A 19,395-nucleotide genomic window follows, 5' to 3' on the forward strand; every position below is an offset into this window, starting at 1 on the left:
TGCCTATTATTTGATCGCCATGGCGATTGCCTTGATTGGTATCCCGGCTGTGCTCTGGCTCATATCAGAACCCAAGGCGGCATCCGTTGTGGCCATGCCGAAGACGGTGGATGCCCATCTGCCCGGCGTGCCTTTCGGAAAGGCCATCCGGACTCGCGCGTGGATATTCATCACGCTGTTCGTCGCGTTCTCGGCCGGGGGGCCGATCGCGATGCGCCTGATCGCAGTGGACTTCTACGGTCAGAATGGCATCCATCCGGCAACGGTATCCCTCGCGCTGTCCGTGCTCTTCAGTACATCGGTCATTGGATTGCTCGCCACTGGGGCCGTTCTGGATCGAGCGAGCCGACCATGGATCGTCGCAGCGCTCCTGGTAACGGTGCCCGTCGGTCTGGTGCTGGCGCTCGTCAATACCGGTTCCGTGGCGCTCCTGTACATCTCCATGGCGTTCCTCGGTTTCGCAAGCGGCGCCGAATCCACACTCGGCCCGACATTGATCGCCAAGTACTTCGGATTGAAGTCCTTCGCAGCGTTGCAAGGTCTGACCCTTGCGATCACGTCGCCGATTCTGGCCATGTCCCCCTTGCTCGTCAGCGTGGTGAAGACTGCCTCCGGCAGCTACGCCATTCCTCTCCTGATGCTCATCGGCATTGGCTTGATCGCCGTCATCCTTGCGGCGCTGCTCCCGAAGTACCCGAGGCCGTGGGTGGGCGGGGTCCAGAGCGGGGATTCACTTTCGTGATCGAAGGTGGCATCGCGCATCGCAACGCCGGCATCGGATTGCGTGCCCGTCAGGTCACCGTCGCGTGGGGCAACAAGCCCTGCGTTCCAACGACCCAGGCGGCCTCTGCCCCATCGATTCCAGGCATCCGCTGCACCGGCCAAGCCCCGCTGCCCACGGCTCATGGCGAGTTCCTCGCCCAGGTCTACCAACGCGAGGGAGATGCCCTCGAACACATCGTTCTCAGCCGTGGGCTCGACCAGCCGGCCGTAGCCGGCCCACCTGCGGGTGTGCTGCTGCGCATGCACTCCGAATGCGCCACCGGCGACCTCTTCGGCTCGCTGCGCTGCGATTGCGGCATGCAACTCACGCTCGCCCTGGAGCGTATTGCCAAGGAAGGGCGGGGCCTGATGATCTACCTGCGTGGTCATGAAGGCCGCGGCATCGGTCTGGCGCAGAAGCTGGCGGCCTACCAACTGCAGGACCAGGGCCTGGACACGGTGGATGCCAACCGAGCGCTCGGCCATGCGGTGGATTCGCGCGATTACGGCGTTGCCGTCGCGATCCTCCAGCAACTCGGCTTGAGCGCCGTGCGCCTGATGAGCAACAACCCGAGCAAGGTGGCAGCACTGGAAGCAGCCGGCATCGAAGTGCTGGAGCGCAGTCCACACGAGGTGCCAGCACAGTCGCACAACCGGCGCTACCTGCAGACCAAACACCAGCGCATGGGGCACTTCCTGACGTCGATCCTTTGATCGACCGGTCCTGTGGTCACTGCGCGTGTGCTTGGCTCAGTCGCCATCACCGGGGCGGCTTGGGCGGCGCAATCTTGTTGATGCCGCTCCAATGTTCGACCAGCTTTCCGTCACGGACGCGATAGGCATCGAAAACGAAGAACGGATAGGTGCGTGTTGGGTCTTCCGGCTCAGGTTGGGGGAACTCTCCCGCAATCACCACCATGTCGCCTTCTGCGACGATGAACGCCGGAGGAATCATCAGATCCGGTTGAACCGGAAGCTGCGGCAAACCGTGAAACGTCTCTGCAACGAAAGCCTCCAGGCCTGCGCGCCCGCTAGAAACATGGGAGGCGTGTTGACGGTAATCTTCCGCCACGAAGTCTTTGACCGCTGCTGGATTTCTCGCGTCGAAGACATGGCGATAGAAGTCGATCACGACTTGACGGTTGCGTGCTTCCTGGCTGGAGAGCTGAACTGAATCGGTCATCTTCTTTTTCGTGTTGCCTGGTTGAATTGGATGAAGCGCATGGGCGCGCCACGACCTTGGTGGTGTGGTTTGCAGATGCCCATGCAGTGTCGCCAATGCAGCAGGAAAACGAAGTCTCGAAAGGTCGCGCGGACTCCGTGACCTCCGGTGAACCGGTGAACTGTGGCGCCGCTATGCTCGTGCGTCGCAAGACGGGACATTCAATGGATGGGAGAGGCCAGCGTGCAGGGCTTTCGGGCTGGCCGTGCAGGGGCCATAGAGCTGGCACAGTCAGTCGCTTGCCGAGGCTAGGAGGTGTTCAGGCGGTTCGCAAAGGAGTTGAAACCCGGATGCGCCCGGAGGTCGTCATAAGCAGGGGAAGTGAGCAGTAGCAGTTCTTGCATCTGGTTGCGTGACGTCAATGCGCAATCGAGGCATCGAAATGCTTGCTCGAGATCTTCGAGTCCTGCGTGAACCAAGGTCATGGCCGCGGCGTTGGGGCCATCCGGGCGGGGGTGGCCTTGCTGCAGAATGCGCAAGAGACGTCTCGCTTCGACTTCTTTACCGCTGCGCGCGTAGGCGTAGCCGAGGTGCGCCAAAGCCACGGGATGCTCATCCGCCAGGCGGCATGCCTCTTCCAGTTGGGCGATCGCTGTCTTATGGAGTCCTGCATAGAGAAAGCAATCGCCCAACAGCAGCTGGGCTGCATCGAACTCGGGTGCCAAGGCCACTGACTTCTGGGCAAACATGATTGCGCCGTCAAAGTCGCGCATGTGCATGCAGATGGCAGCCAGGGACGAATGCGCAAATGCGGATCGGGGAGCGAATTCCACCCCGCGCTCTGCGGCTTGGAACGCGTCCTGCAATCGGCCGGATTGAAGGTATCCCAATCCCATGGCGGTATGCGGTAGACCGTCTGCAGGACTGGCCATGATCGCCTGACTGAACATGCGCGTCGCTTCACCGGTGTGGCCGGACGCGAGGCAACCCAGCCCGAGCGCCACTTGCTCGCCCGCCGTGCGGTCTCGAATCGCGCCGCGCAGATACTCGCGCAGCAGCACGTTGTCGCGCAGTACATGCCGTGGTGCCATGTCGTCTTCCACGGTGATCGATGGCGGTTTGGAACGCAGCCAGGATTGCACCGAAGCCGCGACGTCTGCGGCGACCTGCCTCTGAAAGGCGATCACATCCTCCACGTGTTGTTCACGACGTGCAGACCAGACAATCACATCCTGCTTCGAATCAATGATCTGCAGGGTCAGTCGATAGGTCTGCCCTTGGCGAAACAGGCTGCCTTGCATCGCATAGGTGGCTTCGGATGCGCGCAGGACAGGGGAAAGCTCTTCCGCGGTCTGACCCAAGCTCTCGCTGGAGCCCCGAGAAAGCACCGTCATGCCCGGTAGCTTTGCCATGGACAGGCTGATCTCGTCGTGAAACGCCGTCACGATGTCTGAATCGTGAGTGCTCAAGCCTGAGAAAGGAAGAATCAGCAGCCGTGCCGCAGCGCCCCGGCGGGCGAGCGGCTGCAGCGCCACCGGCTCATTGTCTTTTCTCTCCAACTCGAAGACCGGCATGAAGCCACCCTTCGGCAATGAGATTCTCACCTCGTCGTTCAATCCTTCGTTCTGATAGTAGAGATTCAGACGAGATCTCAGGCGCCACGCCTCGGTTCGCACGCTGGTCTGGACTTGCGGGTGAAAGTCCTCGTGGTGACCGAAGGCTTCCACGGCAATATTGAACTGTTTCAGCCGTTTGCCGCGGCCAGCCAGGGTTTCTGTCACCAGGTACTGCAATAACTGCCGCAGGCGCTTGGCCAGACGGAAGGTTTCGCTCTGTACCACGGCATGAAGTGCTGCGGTGATGCGTTCTTCCTGCAGCTCGAGAGAGTCAATGGAACCTGAAAGCATGGCTTTGTCGCATCTCCTAACGCTGGAGACCGAATCTATTCACTTTCCCGTCTCTCGAAGTAGCGGGTATATACCGGTGGCCAGGTCACATTACGTCACGGATTCCGCGAACCAGCCGGAGACCTGCTCCATCAGGACCGTGACCCTCCGAGACTTCGCTTTCCTATGGCGTTGGCGACACTACCCAGGCGTCTCCAACCCAACGAAAACGACATGAACCAACTCAGCAAGCCGGCAGACTTCGACGTCGGCGACAGTGCAGACAGTGCAGCCTCCGTCGGTGCCAAGGGCCCGAGCTCCGAAGCGGTGAAAATGCGCGACGCGATCAAGGCACTGACGCCTCTTCTGCGCGACACCGCCTGTGAAAGCGAAAAGGCGACAGCCCTCGTGCCGGAGGCGTTACGTGCATTGGATAAAACCGGCTTCTTCCGGATCACCCTGCCGAAAAAGTTTGGCGGTTCGGCTTTTGGTGCGCGCGACCTGGTCGAGGTGATCGCCGCCGCGTCCTATGCCGATGGGTCTGCGGGCTGGAGCGGCTTCGCTGCGTCCGGTATCCGGATGGTGCTCGCCTTCAGTCCGCAGGCGGTCGCTGAGGTCAGCGCGAAGCTCCCGAACTGGGTCGGGCCGGCGGCGGTTGGGGCGTCTATCTTTTCCACCATCGTCGGGCAGGCTAGGCGCACTGACGATGGGTTCCAGGTCACGGGCAAATGGATGTACGGCAGTGGCTGCAGCTACGCCGCGTGGGCGGTCGTCGGTATCGAGTGGCAGGAAGATGGCAAGCCAGTGCGCGGCCTGGCGCTGCTCTCGCGAGACCAGTACGAGGTCCTGGACGACTGGCATGTCATGGGCATGGCAGCGAGTTCGAGCAACAGCATCGTCACCCGCACCGAAGTCTTCGTTCCGGCGTACCGTGTGGTGCGCCACGCGGACCTGCCCCTCGCCCTGGGCGCGCTGCCGCAAAAGTACGAGGGATTGACCTATCGCATGGGGCCCTTGGCAACGATGCTATCGACGGCGCTCGCCAACATAGCGATTGCGCTTGGCATGGCCAGGGGCTGTCTTGACGCCTTTGTCGAGCAGGCCAACAAGCGCGTTCCATTCAACCTGCCTTATGAAACGGTGGCGGCGACGCCTTCGACTCAGGTCGTGGCGGGGCGGGTCTATGCCATGGTGCAGGCCGCCGAGGCATTGATCATGCAGACGGCCGAAGAGGTCGATGCGCGCACCCGCCGCGCAGAGGATTTCTCGCCTCGCGAGGAATCGCTTGCCACGATGACGCTCGTCTATGCAGCGAACCTCTGCGGCGAGGCGATCGACGAGATGCAACTTTGCATTGGCTCTTCATCGGTCAGCCTGCGCAACCCTATCCAACGTTTTGCCCGAGACGTGCGCGTCATGCTGACCCATGGGGCCATCCGCCGGGATCCGGCTGCGGAAATCGCGGGGCGGCATGTCCTTGGCATGCCGCCGTTCAACATGTTTGCCGGCGGCTTGGCGCAGCGCTGACTATTTTCAAAGGAGAAATTTCCATATGTCCACTTCCTCTAACAACCGCGTCTCGACTTACGCCGTCAATCCGATCTTTCTGAATCGTTGGTCGCCGCGCGCCCTTGATGAAAAGGCGGTCATTTCCGAGCAGGACCTGATGACCATCTTCGAGGCTGCGCATTGGGCGCCATCCTCTTTCAACTCGCAACCCTGGCGCTTCATCTACGCCCGTCGGGGCACGCCGGAATGGTCGCCCATTTTCAATCTTCTTGTCCCGATGAACCAGGCTTGGGCGGTGCGCGCATCCGCATTGGTCGTGCTGGTATCGGCGACCACGGCACAGATGCCCGGGGCTCCCGGTCCGATGCCGGCGTACAGCCATTCGCTCGACGCTGGCGCAGCCTGGGGCTATCTTGCGCTGCAGGCGACGCAACTGGGTTGGTACGCGCATGCGATGGCAGGCTGGGACGTTCAGCAAGCTCCCGGCGTGCTGGGCGTGCCAGACGGTTTCCGGGTCGAAACCATCATTGCCATCGGCCGGCTGGGGGACAAGAGCGTACTGCCTCCGCCACTCCAGGAGCGCGAGCAGCCCAATACCCGACGGCCCGTCGATGAGGTGGTGATGCAGGGGTTGTTCAGGCCATGAAGACATCCTCTGCCAAACCGTTCATCGTGGGCATCGGTGGTACGGCCGTCAAAGGCTCATCCACCGAGCAGGCGCTGGTTGCTGCGCTCGCGGTCGCCGAAGGGGCAGGCGGTCGGACTCAGCTCTTTGGCGGAGAGTACCTGCTCGCACTGCCTCACTATGTGCCCGGCAGCTCCGTGCGCAATGGCCATGGGCACGAATTGATCGAAGCCGTCCGTGCCGCGGACGGTCTCCTCATTGCAAGCCCCGGCTATCACGGAACCATTTCAGGGCTCGTCAAGAACGCGATCGACTATTTCGAAGAGATGGCCAAGGACGAGCGGGTCTATCTGGATGGTGTCCCCGTCGGCTTGATCGCCACGGCCTATGGCTGGCAGGCGACGGGCGGAACGCTCAGTTCTCTGCGCTCGATTGTCCATGCGCTGCGTGGGTGGCCCACTCCGATGGGAGCCGCGATCAATACGAGCGAGCGGGTTTTCTTCGATGGCGTCTGTCAGAACCAGGCCGCGGCCAGCCAGTTGAATCTGGTCGGCCGCCAAGTCGTCGAATTTGCTGCCCGTTCAGCGCCCCGTGCAGCCAGCCACGCCATTGAAACCACTTCAACGTTTGCTACGAGAACTTGCCATGTCACTTCCCAATAAATCAATTCAGGATCAACCGTTGCCACCCCCATTGGGGCTGGATGGTCATCCGCCATTTCCCCCGTCTGCGCCGACGGGTGCCGTCGAATCGCCTTGGCTCACCGACGCAGGCCGCGCCATCGCCGCCAAGGTGCGCTCGCTGATGCCGCTCATTCGTGAACAGGCTCAGCAAGGTGAGCGAATCGGTGCCCTGACGCCGCCGGTTCTCAAGGCGCTCGATGATGCGGGTGTCTACAAGATGACCATGCCCATCGAGTGGGGTGGGTATGGGCTTGGCACGCGTGACCTGCTTGAGATCATCAGCGTGCTTGGTGAGGCCGACGGCTCGGCGGGATGGGCCGCCTTCGTGGGAATCGGCGTCAAGAACCTGTTGGCCCTCGACTCGAAGATCGTCGACGAGGTTCGTGCCGACGCGCAAGGATGGGTGGGACCCGCTGTGGTCGGAGCCTCGGTGTTCGCCACGAATGTCGGCCGCGGCCGTCGCGTCGAGGGCGGGTGGATGATTGAAGGACGATGGGCGTTCGGTAGCGGCAGCAAGCACGCTCGCTGGGCCATGGTCGGTATCGAATACGACCCGGCAACTCACCCGGGAACCGGTCGCGGCGTGGTCGTGTTGCGGCAGCCGGACTACGAGGTTGTTGACGACTGGCATGTCAGCGGCCTATCGGGAACTTCGAGCAACTCGATCCGGGTCTCCACCGAGACCTTCGTTCCCGAGCATCGGTTCCTCGACCTCGCGGAATACCCGATGAGGTTCGGCGAGATGCACCGGCGCTACAGCGGGCCTGGCTACCAGCAGCACGGGACCGCGCTGCTCATCACGGTGTCGATTGCCGACGCTGCGATCGTGTTGGGCATGGCCCGCGGCACGCTTTCCTGCTTCGCCGAGCAAGCCAAGAAGCGCCAGCCCTTCAGCCTGCCGTACCCGACGATCGGTGACATGGCGAGCGCTCAGGTCGCCGCAGGCAAGGCGCTGGCGATGATCAATGTTTCCGCGGCAACGCTCGAAGGCATCGCTGATCAGGTCGACGCAAGAACGGCGGCGGGTCGCGATTTCTCGCGTGAGGAGGAGAGCGAAATCAGCCTCAGTGTGGCGTATGTCGCCAACCTGTGCGAAGACGCGATCAACCTCCTTCAGAAAACGATCGGTTCGTCCACCGTCAGCCTCAGCAACCCGATTCAGCGCTTCGTCCGGGACGCCCGCGTCCTGACATCGCATGGTGCCATTCGCCTCGACCCGCAGGCAGAGGTCAACGGACGCCGGCTCCTTGGTCATCCGCCATTTGCGATGTTCGGCGGCGCAGTGCCCGAACGAAGCGCGAAACCGAAGATGGACAGACCTCGCAGCTGAAGGATTTCAGATCGTCAGCGCACGCGCGACGCAGAGGGGGCAACCCCATCCGTTGGACCGATCCTCATCGACGCCTTTCCAGCCTGCGCGAAAGGTGAATCGAAGAAGGAGGCGCTCTGGGTAGGAGCGCACACAAGAGCACCCGTCCGGAACAGGCCGTTAGAGCCCCATGCCGGACGGAGAAAAGCTTTGTTTACAGGAGACAAAAACATGAATACACCGAGCCGATCGCCGTGGCTCCCCTTTCTGCTGGCGGCCAGCGTGCCGCTCGCCCTCACGATGGGGCGAGCAGACGCCGCAAGTGCACCGCCCGAGTCCACTGCGTCGAGCCCCACCCCCAGCCCGATTCCCGGGCCAGACAGCGCTTCCAACACGCTGGCACCCCCATCGTTTGGTCCTGGAGAGCCGCCGCCATCGGGCGCCTCCGACCTGCCGATGATGGACCTGCCCAAGACGGAGGCCGGACCTGTATTTCCCATACCCATTGGGGCTGGCGAGCCCGACTTCAAAATATCGAATACCCGCGTCATGCCCGGCCCTGCCCTTGCCGCGATTGGCCCTGTTTCTGTGCTCGATGGATTTGACGCATTGCTGGGTGCACCCCCTCTTCCAAATGGCTTTACGTATCACGGAGCCGAAATTGGGTTGATGGGTGGTTCCTATGGGCGTACGCAGGGACTCGTGCAGGCAGGTGGACTGATGGGTGACTTTGCTCTATTCGGAGCCTACAGCGACGTCAAGGACGATGGTTGGCAACAGCATGCCGGCGCCCGCATGCGGCAGGCTCACGGTGACCTGGGCTGGCGGAATGGAGGCAACGAATACCATGTCATCTTGCATAGCGTGTCGAGCATGAACAAGGGGGCGTTGCTATCTCCGGTGGAGCTCATCGCGGCAGATCAAACGGCACAACTCAACTATCCCTCTTCATTCGGCACGGACAGCACGCACATCAAGTTCACTGGAAGCTACGCCTTGAATGACGGGTGGACTGCCGAGAGCAAACTTTCATTCGGAAAATTCAAGAGCAAGCAGGTGATCACGCTTGGCGGCGCGCTGGTCAACGATTGCCCGAGCAACCCGGCCTTGCTCTGCAGCGGCACGACGCCATACATGGACATCCATGGCAATCAGTTCAGCTCTCCCGGCGCTGACTACTATGCCTATAAACAAACGTTGACGAGCGAGACGACCGCATGGGGGGCGGCGGCAAGCGCGTCCAATCGTGGACAGCTTATGGGCAGACTCAACAATTTCACCATGGGTGTGGACTACAACCGAGCGCGAGCGCGCGCCAGTTACAGACAGAATATTGGCACCATGACCGAAGATGGAGGATACGGGACCGATCTGGGTGTCACCGACTCCCCGCCGGTAGGTCGGCCGGAAGATGCCAGCGCAATCGCTAACTATGTCGGTCTGTACGCGACTGATTCTATCGACGTCACCGATAAGCTGAAAGTCGCGTTCGGTGGGCGTTTCAGCTATTCGAATGTGGAGTCGCGTGATCTACGAGGAACGCGCCCGTCTTTCAACGAGAATCGCACGTTCACCCATTTCGCTCCTTCGCTCGGCGCGACCTATGCGTTGACGCCGGGATTGATCGCCTATGGTGGCTATTCAGAGACGGCCCGCGTGCTCGCGCCTTCAGGAACATTCTGTGAGGACAGGGAATCGGCATGCAATTCGGTACCGCCCTGGTTTGTTTCCGACACGATCACTGACCAATCTGTTTACCGCACCTACAAAATCGGCCTCCGCGGTCAGTTGCCAAACCTGGGATTGCCGATAGCCGGCGCCCAGTTGGCCTGGAACGCCGCCCTGTACCGCACCGACATTTCTGACTATACCTATGTCGCCGCAAGTACCGGCCGGCCGTCGCTGGCCAACGTCGGGACGGTACGTCGGCAGGGTGTGAAACTGGGGGCGGAGATGGTCGTCGGTGCGGTGACGACCTCTGTCGGTTACATCTACACCGATGCCCGCTTCCAGTCGTCGTTCTCACTCTTTCAGCCGCTGAACACCTCGGCAGACGCCAATGGCTACATCCATGTGAAGCCGGGGAACGTTCTGCCGAACGAGCCAAAGCACCAGTTGGTCGTGAGCATGAAAACCAACGTGACCCCGAAATGGGTCGTTGGGACCTCGCTGCGAGCCGTATCGAGTTCTTACTACTTCGGTGACGAAATCAACGCCATGGGAAAGGTGCCCGGATACGTTGTCGCGAGCTTCAACTTCCAATATCGCATCGATAACCATTGGGATGTGTTTGGCATTGTGGAAAACGCGTTCAACACCCGATACGCGGTGACGGGTGGTCTGGCCTCGACCAGTCAACATATCTCGCTGGCGCCTGGCGCAACAGACTCTCGTGCGCAGGGCATTGGACAACCGCGTTCCATCTATGTTGGCTTTCGCTACAAGTTCTAGGTTGAACATGAAATTCAAGAGCCTTGGCCGAAGCCTGGAGATCGGCATTCACACGATGCCATGGTCGGAAGAGTCCCTTGCCGGCGCTGCCCTGAGGAGAGACTTCATATGATCAACGACGGAATCAGACAGGTCCGCGAGGCCGAAACACGGATCTCCTCTGCGCAGGAGATCATCCACGAGGCGCGCAACGGGCGCATGTTCATCCTGGTGGACGACGAGGATCGCGAGAACGAGGGCGATCTGGTCATCCCGGCGCAGATGGCGACGCCGGAAGCAATCAACTTCATGGCAACGCATGGCAGGGGATTGATCTGTCTTGCGCTGTCCGAAGAGCGCGTCGACCAACTCAGGCTGGAGCCGATGAGTCGCTCGAACGGAACGCGCCACGAAACTGCGTTCACCGTTTCGATCGAGGCGCGTGAGGACGTAAGCACCGGGATTTCGGCGGCGGACAGGGCGCGAACGATCTCCGTAGCCATCGATACGGCCAAGGGGCCGGCGGACATCGTGAGCCCGGGGCATGTCTTTCCGCTGCGCGCACGTGACGGCGGTGTGCTGGTTCGCGCGGGCCACACGGAAGCCTCGGTGGACGTGGCACGCCTGGCCGGGCTCCATCCGTCCGGGGTCATCTGCGAGATCATGAAGGACGACGGCACGATGGCGCGCCTGGATGATCTGATCGTGTTTGCGCGCAAGCACGGCATGAAGATCGGCACGATCCGCGACTTGATTGCGTACCGGCTGCTTCACGACCACCCCCTCGAACGACGAGCGGCGGTGCCCTTCCACAGCCAGTGGGGCGGACTGTGGCAGGCGCACGTGTTCTGGAACAATGCGAGCAAGACCGAGCAGGTGGCGTTGGTCAAGGGCGTCGTCGACCCTGGACAGCCGGTGCTGGTGCGCATGCATGCGCTGTCGATCTTCGCCGACGCTTTTGGCGAGATCGGCGAGCCATCTTCCTATCTCGCGCGGTCGATGCAGATGATTGCCGACGAAGGGGCGGGCGTCGTGGTGATCATCAACAAGCCGCGCGCTGATGCATTCACCGCGGCAGTGCGACTGCGTGGACAAAACGACCAGGACGCGGAGGTCAAGGAGCTTCGTGACTACGGCGTTGGCGCCATGGTGCTGGCCGAGCTCGGCATCCAGCAGGTGATCCTGCTGTCGAACCATCGGCACAGTCTGGTTGCCGTCTCGGGATATGGGCTGTCCGTGCTGGGAGAAAGACGCATCGACACCGCCACCTCTTAGGGCTTTGGGGCGGGAAGGCCGGGCGAGGATTGCTACACAACGTGGGCGCGACCGGCCAGCGCATTGAAGCGGGGATATGCGCGAAGGCTGTCATAGGCCGGTGACGACAGCAGCAACAACTGCTGCGAGTGGGGGCGCGACATGAGTGTGCGATTCAGCCATTCGAAGGCTTGCTCCACTTCACCCAGGCCGGTGTGGATCAAGGTCATGGCTGCGGCATTGGGACCGTCCGCACTGTCGGCGCCATCCTGGAGCATGCGCAGCAGGCGCCGTGCCTTGCCTTGTTGGCCCGTGCGGGCATACGCGTAGCCCAGGTGCGCCAGCGCTGCGGGATGTTCGTGCATGAGGTGGCGCGCCTCCTCCAATTGGGTGATCGCAGTCTTGTGAAACCCCGCGTAGAGATAGCAGTCGCCCAGCAGCAGCTTCACGGCATCGAACTCCGGAGCGAGGGCGACCGACTTTTGCGCGAACATGATGGCGCCGTCGAAGTCACGCATGTGCAGGCATATCGCGGCCAGCGACGAATGGGCAAACGCCGAGTCTGGCGCCAGTTCGATGCCGCGTTCGGCGGCGCTGTGGGCCTCCTGAAGACGTCCGGACTGGAGATGGCACAGCCCCATCGCTGTGTGCTGCAGGCCCTCATCCGGGCTGGACATGATGGCCTCGTTGAACACCGACGTCGCATCCGCGGTACCGCCGGACGTGAGGTGACCCAGGCCGAGCGCGACCAGTTCGCCGTCCGTCCGGTCGCGAATGGCGCTGCGCAGGTATTCCCGCAGCAGCAAGCTGTCGCTGAACACCCGGCGGGGCGCCATCGCGCTGTCGAGCCACGACCGAACGGATCCCGCCACGTCGGCGGCAACCTGACGCTGGAACGCAATCATGTCCTCGACGTGCTGCTCATGGCGGTTCGACCAGACCACGACGTCCTGCTGTGGATCGACGATGCGCACAATCAGCCGATAGGTCCGGTCCTGGCGAAAAAGGCTGCCTTCCATGACGTAGGCGGCCTGAGATTCGCTGGCGGCTTGCCGCAGGCCGTCGCCTGCCTGCCGGAGTTTCGAGCTGGTGCTGCGCGACAACACCGCCACCAGGGGAAGACTGGCCATATGGAGGCTGATCTCGTCGTGAAACGCGGCGAGCATGTCCGCATCGGCGATATTCAGCCCGGTGATGGGCACGATCAGCAGTCGAGGAGGGGATTCGATGCGTGCGACTGCGCGTGCTTCAGTCGCCATCATGCTGGGTTTCCTGGGCTCGAATGTGGGCATGAATCCACCCTTCGGCACCGAGATCTTCAATGGGTCCGTCGCACCCTCGGTTCGATAATAGTATTCGAGCCGGGATCGGAGTCGATACGCTTCGGTGCGCACACTGGTCAGTACCTGCGGGTCGAAGTCGCTGCCATATCCGAACGCTTCCACCGCAATATTGAACTGCTTCAGCCGTTCGCCCCGGCCTGCAAGGGTTTCGGCTACCAGGTACTGCAGCAGTTGCCGCATGCGCGTTGCACGCCGAAAGGTTTCGCTCTGCAGCAGCGCATGAACCGCTGCGTTGATGCGCTCTTCCTGCAGATAAAGGGAGGTGATTTCGCTTGGAGCCATCGTTTGCCCGCACCTATTTCGTCCCAATCGATCCATTTTATTCAGTTTAGTCAGACGTGCCACTGGTGCCACGGGTGAACAGGTCACAGCAGGTGACGGATTTGGAGCCCCGGGAGGGCGTTGGCCTGGTGCTGGAGGAGAACAAGGTCACGCCAGCGCCGTCACCTGCTGCGACTTCGTTTTTTTGCTGGGTGCTCGACACTGCCTGCGCATGTCCAACACTTGGGGAAAAACATGATCCAACGAAGCAAATCGGTGCCCGATGCCAATGGCGGCGCCCGGTGTAAGAGGGCAGGCGTCTCGTGAACCTCTCTCAAGACGCTTCGGGCGTCGACTCGAACTCACCATCGGTGCAGAGGCTGGATCCACACCTGCTGCGGGTGATGGGCGTCATCGTTCTGGGCGCCTTGATGTCTACTCTCGATACGACAGTCATCAATGTCGCGATTCGAGGGCTGACGAAGGCCTTCGAATCGCCCCTGGAGACCGCCCAGTGGATTTCGACAGGTTACATGCTCTCACTGACCGCCGTCATCCCGCTCTCGGGTTGGGCTGCCGATCGCTTTGGCACCAAGCGCCTTTTCATGGTCTCGATCGTTCTGTTTCTGGTGGGCTCCGCGCTGTCGGGTTGCGCGTGGTCGATGCCTGCACTCATCGTGTTTCGGGTGCTTCAAGGGCTGGGTGGCGGCATGATCCTGCCCGCGGGCATGATCTTGCTGAGCCAGACGGCAGGCCCTCGACGCATGGGGCGAGTGATGGGAATCGTTGGCGTGCCCGTTGTGATCGGTCCTGTCCTGGGCCCGTCTCTGGGCGGATGGTTGGTCGATGAAGCGTCCTGGCGCTGGATCTTCTTCATCAACCTGCCCATAGGCGCCTTGGCGCTGTACGCCGCTTACCGGGTGCTCACAGCCGATCAACCCAAGAGCTTTCGCCCCTTGGATTGGCGCGGCCTGCTGCTCCTCTCTCCGGGATTGGCGGTTTTCGTCTATGGCATGGCAAAGGCGACGGCGGTTGGAGGCCTGGGCTCGATCGATGCGAATGCGTGTGTGCTGCTCGGCGTTGTGATGATCAGTGCTTTCGTGCTTCACGCGCGGCGCTTCGAAGGCGCGCTCATCGACGTCCGCCTGTTCGCGCGCCGCACTGTCGGCGCGGCCGCGCTCACCAGCTTTCTGCTGGGTGCTGCATTCTTCGGGCTGTCGCTGCTGGTGCCCTTGTATCTTCAGATGTTTCGCGGGTATTCACCATTCGCCACCGGCATGCTGGTGGCCGCTGAAGGCGTGGGGGCGATGCTCGCGATGCCGATCGCGAGCATCCTCACAGACCGGATCGCGGCAGGGCGGGTCGTGCTGGTGGGCATTGCGTGCATCGCAGTCGCTGTTTTGATGCTCAGCGCGCTCGAGAGCACGACGCCGCTCTGGATCATCGAGCTCGCGCTCTTCATTCTGGGTCTTGGCAAGGGTGCAACGATGATGCCTGCGACCAGTGCGGCGATGAGCAGCCTGCGCAAGCATGAGATCGCGCGGGCCACCAGTGGCTTGAATGCACTGCAGTGCGCCGGCGGCGCCCTCGGCGCGGCCTTGCTGTCCGTCGTTCTGACGCGCGGCATGGCTCGCCTCGCGCCAGAGGGCCGCGGCGTCGCAGGATCTGCGTTCTTCGCGGAACCTGGTCACGCCGCGCCGGCCTGGCTGGGGCTGGCGTTCAGCCACACCTTTCTTTGCGCGCTCGCCGTCGTAGCGCTTGGGGGATGCGCGGCGGTGTTCCTATTGAAGGGCCGCGCGGTATCTCCAGTCGACCTCGACGGGGACCGAATGCCCGGGTAGAACCTGCGCCGAGCACCATGGTGCGTCGGCCGCTCACAGCACCCGTTGCGCCGCTCCCACGTACAGCGGGATTCCCAGAAGGATGTTGAACGGAAACGTCAGCCCCAGCGACATGCCGAAGTACAGCGACGGGCTCGCCTCCGGAATGGCCACGCGCAACACCGCGGGTACGGCGATATACGACGCGCTGGCCGCCAGCACCATCAGCAGTGCACCGTTGCCCACCGAGAGGCCGCAAGCTGCTGCCAGTGCCAAGGCGATGCTGGCATGCACCAGCGGCCCGCACACGGCATAGGCCAGCAGCCAAGGCGATGCCGTGCGCAGCGAGCCGAAGTTGCGTGCCGCCAGCAGTCCCATGTCGAGCAGGAAGAAAGCGAGCATGCCCTGGAACAGATCGCCGGAGAACGGCTGCATCGCCTTGTGGCCGGTTTCGCCTGTGACGATGCCGACCACCATCGCGCCCAGCAGCAGCAACTGCGCGCCGTCGGTGAACGATTCGTGCAGCACCTTGCCCAGCCCGTGGGGCGACGCATCCGATGTGGCGAGCCGCACCGCCGGATCCCGACGCCGCGCCAGCGTGGCCAGCACCACCGCCATCACGATGGCGGGCGATTCCATGAGCGCCATGCTCGCTGCCATGTGCCCGCCGAAAGGCAATCCACTGGATTCCAGGTATTGCGAGGCCGTGATGAAAGTGACCGCGCTCACCGAGCCGTACGTCGCGGCAATGGCCGCGGCGTCGTAGCGCGACAGGCGCCGCTTGAGCAGCAGGTAGCCGATGGCTGGCACGGCCACGGCCAGCGCGATCGCGCAGCCCAGGCTGACGAGCACTTCGGCAGTGAGACCCGATTTCGCCAGTGCAAAGCCACCCTTGAGACCCAGCGCCATGAGCAGGTAGAGCGAAAGGAAGCGCGCGATCTGCGGCGGAATTTCGAGGTTGGAACGAAGCGCACCGGCCAACAGGCCGAAGACGAAGAAGAGGATGGCGGGGTCGAGGAAGTTCTGCATGATGGGCGCCGATGGTCCGGGTTTGCGCTCATGCAAACAAGTGATATGTTCCGATACAACACATCGGATATCTCTATGAAAAAGGAATCACCCCCCGGCCTCGACAAGGCGTGGCGCGCCAGCCTCGTGCAGTTGCGCAGCCTCGAAGCAGTCGTGCGCCTTGGCGGTGTGGGCCGCGCGGCCAAGGCGCTGCACCTGGCCCAGCCCACCGTGTCCACGCAGATCAAGGAACTGTCGGCCGCGCTCGGACTGGTGCTGTTCGAGCCGCACGGGCGCAACCTGGCGCCGACTGCGGTGGCGCTTCGGCTTGCGGAAACGGCACGGTCCCTAGGCGCCTGCTGGCAGCAGTTCGAAGAAGACGCCGCCGCCTTGCAGGGCTTGCGGCGTGGCCGCCTGCGCATCGCTGCAGTGACGACCACCGAGTACTTCCTGCCCGACCTGCTGGGCCCCTTTGCGCGTCAGTACCCGGGTATCCAGATCGAGCTGGCAGTGGAGAATCGCGACGCCGTTGTGGCGCGTCTGGAACGAGGCGACGACGAGCTCGCCGCGATGATGCGCCCGCCCGTGCATCTGCCGCTGGAGCGCTGGCCCTTTCTGGAGAACCCGCTCGTGCTCATTGCGCCGCTCGACCATCCGCTGGCCAACCGGCGCCGGCTCAAGCTCGCCGACCTGACGGGCGAGCCCTTGCTGGTGCGCGAGTCCGGCTCGGGCACCCGCGCCGTGGCCGAAGAAGCCTTCGCACAGCAAGGCGTGAGCTGGCCGCCGCGCATGGCGCTGGGCAGCAACGAGGCTATCAAACATGCGGTGCGCGCCGGTCTGGGCCTGGCGGTGCTGTCGCGTCACACCCTGTCGCGCGACCCGGCCGTCGATGGACTCGCCGTGCTGCCGGTCGCGGGCTTTCCACTGAGGCGGCAGTGGCACCTGGTGTGGCGCAAGGACCGTGCACTGTCATTGCCGGCGCGCACCCTGATCGACGATTTGCGCACACGTCTGCTTGCGCAACGGCGCGACGAGTTGGCAGCTCGCAAGCGTGCACGCGCGACAGGGAGCATCCTCCAAATGTAGGAAATGACCCACAGTCACGCGCGGCATGGGCCGCCGCGGGTTCCAAACGCTGGAACCTTTGCGCTTCGATGGCGTCAGGACAGGATGAATGATTGCGGGAGGCATTCTTCTCACCGCGGGATCACACGACCTCACTGGGCGCCGCATCATGAAAAGACTCTGGGAACTCGACGTGGCGCGCGGGCTGATGCTCGTCCTGATGACGATCACGCACGTGCCGTCGCGTTTCACCGATCCGGTCGGCCAGCCATTCGGCTTTGTCTCTGCAGCGGAGGGCTTCGTGCTGCTGTCGGCCTTCGTGTCGGGGCTGGTCTACAGCCGCATCGGCTATGCGCAGGGCGTCGACGTGATGCGTCGCGCCTTTTGGCGGCGCGCGCTGAAAATCTATCTCATCCAGGCGGCGTTGCTGCTGTTCGTGTTCACGGTCATCACGGCGGTCGGGCTGCGGGTGGACCATACCGAGATCAAGGAGATGGTCAGGTACTACCTGGCCCATCCGCACGACGCGTTGACCTACTCGCTGCTGCTGGTCTACCAGCCCGCGTTCCTGGACATCCTGCCGATGTACATCCTGTTCATGCTGATGAGCCCGTGGGTCATCGCCTTTGCCATGCGTCACGGGTGGCAGTGGCCGATCGCGGTCAGTGCGACCTTGTGGGCCGTGGCCCAGTTCGGCTCGACCCAATGGCTGTATGCCGTGGTGAGCAGCCGTCTGCACGTCCCCGTGCCCTACGACGAAACCGGCTCCTTCGACACCTTCACCTGGCAGTTTCTCTGGTTCGTGGGCATGTGGATGGGCGCGAGCCGCAATGCGCCGGACGCGCAACCTTTCACATTCCCGCGCTGGCTTCTAGGCGGCGCCATCGTGGTGGCGGGGTTCTGCCTGGGCTGGCGCCATTTCGGGCCGACCGGGCAGGCGCCGTTCGGCGACGATGCGGGGTTGAACCTGCTGTTCGACAAGTGGCACCTCGGGCCGCTCCGGCTGGTGAACCTGGCGGCCCTGTGCATCGTGGCCATCCGGTTCGGCCCACCTCTGCTGAACCGGCTGCCATGGCGGCCACGTGTGCTCGAAGCCATGGGCTCGGCGTCGCTGCCGGTGTTCTGCGCGCACCTGGTGGCCGTGTTCCTGGTGCTGTCCTTCGTGGGTCGCAACAACCCCGCCACCTCATGGGCCAGCGACGTGCTGTTGCTCGCTGTCGTATTCTGCGGGTTGTACGCGGTCGCCTGGTGGGTGCAGCGGCGCGAGGAGAAGGAAAAGAGCGAGAAGAACGATCGCCCGGGCCGCCTCACACCGCGGACAGGAACCCCGTCTGCAGCAGCACCAGCACCAGCGCCCCCAGTAACAGCCGGTAGTACACGAAGGGCCTGAAACTCCGGGTGGAGATGAAGCGCATGAAACCCAGGATCACGCCGTAGCCCACCGCGAAGGCAACCACCGTCGCCAGCAGGGTGGGGCCGGCAGCCACCGGTCCGGGCTGCCCCCAGGACCTGGCCAGCTGGTAGAAACCGGACGCCATGACCGCTGGCACCGCGAGCAGGAACGAGTACCGCGCAGCTGCTTCGCGCCGGTAGCCGAGCAGCAGCCCGGCGGTGATGGTGCCGCCCGAGCGCGACACCCCCGGAATCAGCGCCAGCGCCTGCGCGAAGCCAAACAGCAGGCCGTCCCGCCACGACAGCTCGCTGAGTTCCCGCCGCTTGCGTCCGAAATGATCGGCCGCGCCCAGCACGAGGCCGAAGACGATCAGCATCGTCGCGGTGATGTAGAGATTTCGCAGGCTGCCTTCGATGAAGTCCTTCAGCAGCAGGCCCAGCACGGCGATGGGCAGGGTGCCGACGATGATCAGCCAGCCCATGCGTGCGTCGGGATCGAGCGCGCCGCCCCGCCCGGTCAGTGACGCCGCCCATGCCCGTGCGATCCGCAGGATGTCGTGCCGGAAATAGATCAGCACGGCCAGTTCGGTGCCCAACTGCGTGATGGCCGTGAAAGCGGCGCCTGGATCGGCGCCCGACGGCAACAGCGGTCCGAGGATGCGCAGGTGCGCGCTCGACGAGATCGGCAGGAACTCGGTCAGGCCCTGCACCACGCCCAGGACGGCAGCTTCGATCCATCCGATGACGTTGCTTGCGCCCGCGCTCATGGCTGCGTACCGAAGGGGATGGCGGGTGCGGTCTGGTGCGGGATTAAGTTCATTGGATGCGTTGAGAAGTGAAGAGGGCTGAGAAGACGACGGTGTGGACGGTTGCAGCGGACGAGGCG

At 63.0% G+C, this 19,395-nt stretch carries 16 protein-coding genes; 11 read left to right on the forward strand and 5 right to left on the reverse strand.

The window, feature by feature from the left end:
- The first annotated feature begins 10 nt into the window (after positions 1 to 10).
- Complete coding sequence (locus J2W36_RS03210; RefSeq protein ID WP_307688221.1) at positions 11 to 742, forward strand: MFS transporter; 732 nt, start codon at positions 11 to 13, stop codon at positions 740 to 742.
- A gap of 116 nt (positions 743 to 858) precedes the next feature.
- Positions 859 to 1,476 (forward strand): GTP cyclohydrolase II, encoded by a 618-nt coding sequence (ribA, locus tag J2W36_RS03215; protein ID WP_370869251.1) that lies wholly within the window; start codon positions 859 to 861, stop codon positions 1,474 to 1,476.
- 46 nt (positions 1,477 to 1,522) lie between these two features.
- Here the strand turns inward: ribA and J2W36_RS03220 are convergent, their stop codons facing one another.
- A complete protein-coding gene (locus tag J2W36_RS03220) occupies positions 1,523 to 1,945 on the reverse strand; it encodes a nuclear transport factor 2 family protein (protein ID WP_307688224.1) in 423 nt (140 codons plus the stop codon).
- 287 nt (positions 1,946 to 2,232) lie between these two features.
- The gene (locus J2W36_RS03225) at positions 2,233 to 3,831 is read right to left on the reverse strand and encodes a hypothetical protein (protein WP_307688225.1); all 1,599 of its coding nucleotides are present in this window, start codon (positions 3,829 to 3,831) and stop codon (positions 2,233 to 2,235) included.
- Positions 3,832 to 4,044: 213 nt separating this feature from the next.
- Here J2W36_RS03225 and J2W36_RS03230 point away from each other — a divergent pair, with 213 nt between their 5' ends.
- From J2W36_RS03230 to ribB, 6 genes are all read left to right on the forward strand, one after another.
- Positions 4,045 to 5,337, forward strand: a complete 1,293-nt coding sequence (locus J2W36_RS03230; RefSeq protein ID WP_307688226.1) for an acyl-CoA dehydrogenase family protein — start codon at positions 4,045 to 4,047, stop codon at positions 5,335 to 5,337.
- Between the two features lie 25 nt (positions 5,338 to 5,362).
- A complete protein-coding gene (locus J2W36_RS03235; RefSeq protein ID WP_307688227.1) occupies positions 5,363 to 5,965 on the forward strand; it encodes a nitroreductase family protein in 603 nt (200 codons plus the stop codon).
- Positions 5,962 to 6,606, forward strand: coding sequence for an NADPH-dependent FMN reductase (locus J2W36_RS03240; RefSeq protein WP_307688228.1), 645 nt, complete (start codon positions 5,962 to 5,964; stop codon positions 6,604 to 6,606). Before J2W36_RS03235 ends, J2W36_RS03240 begins: the two co-directional genes overlap by 4 nt.
- Positions 6,590 to 7,957, forward strand: a complete 1,368-nt coding sequence (locus J2W36_RS03245) for an acyl-CoA dehydrogenase family protein (protein WP_307688229.1) — start codon at positions 6,590 to 6,592, stop codon at positions 7,955 to 7,957. Before J2W36_RS03240 ends, J2W36_RS03245 begins: the two co-directional genes overlap by 17 nt.
- Before the next feature lie 210 nt (positions 7,958 to 8,167).
- Entirely contained in the window at positions 8,168 to 10,387 is a 2,220-nt protein-coding gene (locus J2W36_RS03250) for a TonB-dependent receptor domain-containing protein (protein ID WP_307688230.1), read from the forward strand.
- Between the two features lie 108 nt (positions 10,388 to 10,495).
- Entirely contained in the window at positions 10,496 to 11,641 is a 1,146-nt protein-coding gene (gene ribB / locus J2W36_RS03255) for a 3,4-dihydroxy-2-butanone-4-phosphate synthase (protein WP_307688231.1), read from the forward strand.
- 32 nt (positions 11,642 to 11,673) lie between these two features.
- Here ribB and J2W36_RS03260 read toward each other — a convergent pair whose 3' ends face one another.
- On the reverse strand, positions 11,674 to 13,245 hold the full coding sequence (locus tag J2W36_RS03260; RefSeq protein ID WP_307688232.1) for a tetratricopeptide repeat protein: 1,572 nt from the start codon (positions 13,243 to 13,245) through the stop codon (positions 11,674 to 11,676).
- A gap of 302 nt (positions 13,246 to 13,547) precedes the next feature.
- Between J2W36_RS03260 and J2W36_RS03265 the strand changes: the two genes are divergently transcribed.
- On the forward strand, positions 13,548 to 15,065 hold the full coding sequence (locus J2W36_RS03265; RefSeq protein WP_307688233.1) for a DHA2 family efflux MFS transporter permease subunit: 1,518 nt from the start codon (positions 13,548 to 13,550) through the stop codon (positions 15,063 to 15,065).
- Positions 15,066 to 15,098: 33 nt separating this feature from the next.
- On the opposite strand, the gene J2W36_RS03270 is transcribed toward J2W36_RS03265, so the two are convergent.
- Positions 15,099 to 16,073, reverse strand: a complete 975-nt coding sequence (locus J2W36_RS03270) for a sodium-dependent bicarbonate transport family permease (protein WP_307688234.1) — start codon at positions 16,071 to 16,073, stop codon at positions 15,099 to 15,101.
- 75 nt (positions 16,074 to 16,148) lie between these two features.
- Between J2W36_RS03270 and J2W36_RS03275 the strand changes: the two genes are divergently transcribed.
- A complete protein-coding gene (locus J2W36_RS03275) occupies positions 16,149 to 17,138 on the forward strand; it encodes a LysR family transcriptional regulator (RefSeq protein ID WP_307688235.1) in 990 nt (329 codons plus the stop codon).
- A 148-nt stretch (positions 17,139 to 17,286) separates the two neighbouring features.
- Positions 17,287 to 18,507: an OpgC domain-containing protein gene (locus tag J2W36_RS03280; RefSeq protein WP_307688236.1), complete on the forward strand. Its 1,221-nt coding sequence runs from the start codon at positions 17,287 to 17,289 to the stop codon at positions 18,505 to 18,507.
- Here the strand turns inward: J2W36_RS03280 and J2W36_RS03285 are convergent.
- Positions 18,425 to 19,276, reverse strand: coding sequence for an undecaprenyl-diphosphate phosphatase (locus tag J2W36_RS03285; protein WP_307688237.1), 852 nt, complete (start codon positions 19,274 to 19,276; stop codon positions 18,425 to 18,427). The genes J2W36_RS03280 and J2W36_RS03285 overlap by 83 nt on opposite strands.
- Between the last annotated feature and the right edge of the window lie 119 nt (positions 19,277 to 19,395).

Source organism: Variovorax ginsengisoli (genome assembly GCF_030811835.1).
Taxonomy (GTDB): Bacteria; Pseudomonadota; Gammaproteobacteria; order Burkholderiales; family Burkholderiaceae_C; genus Variovorax; species Variovorax ginsengisoli_C.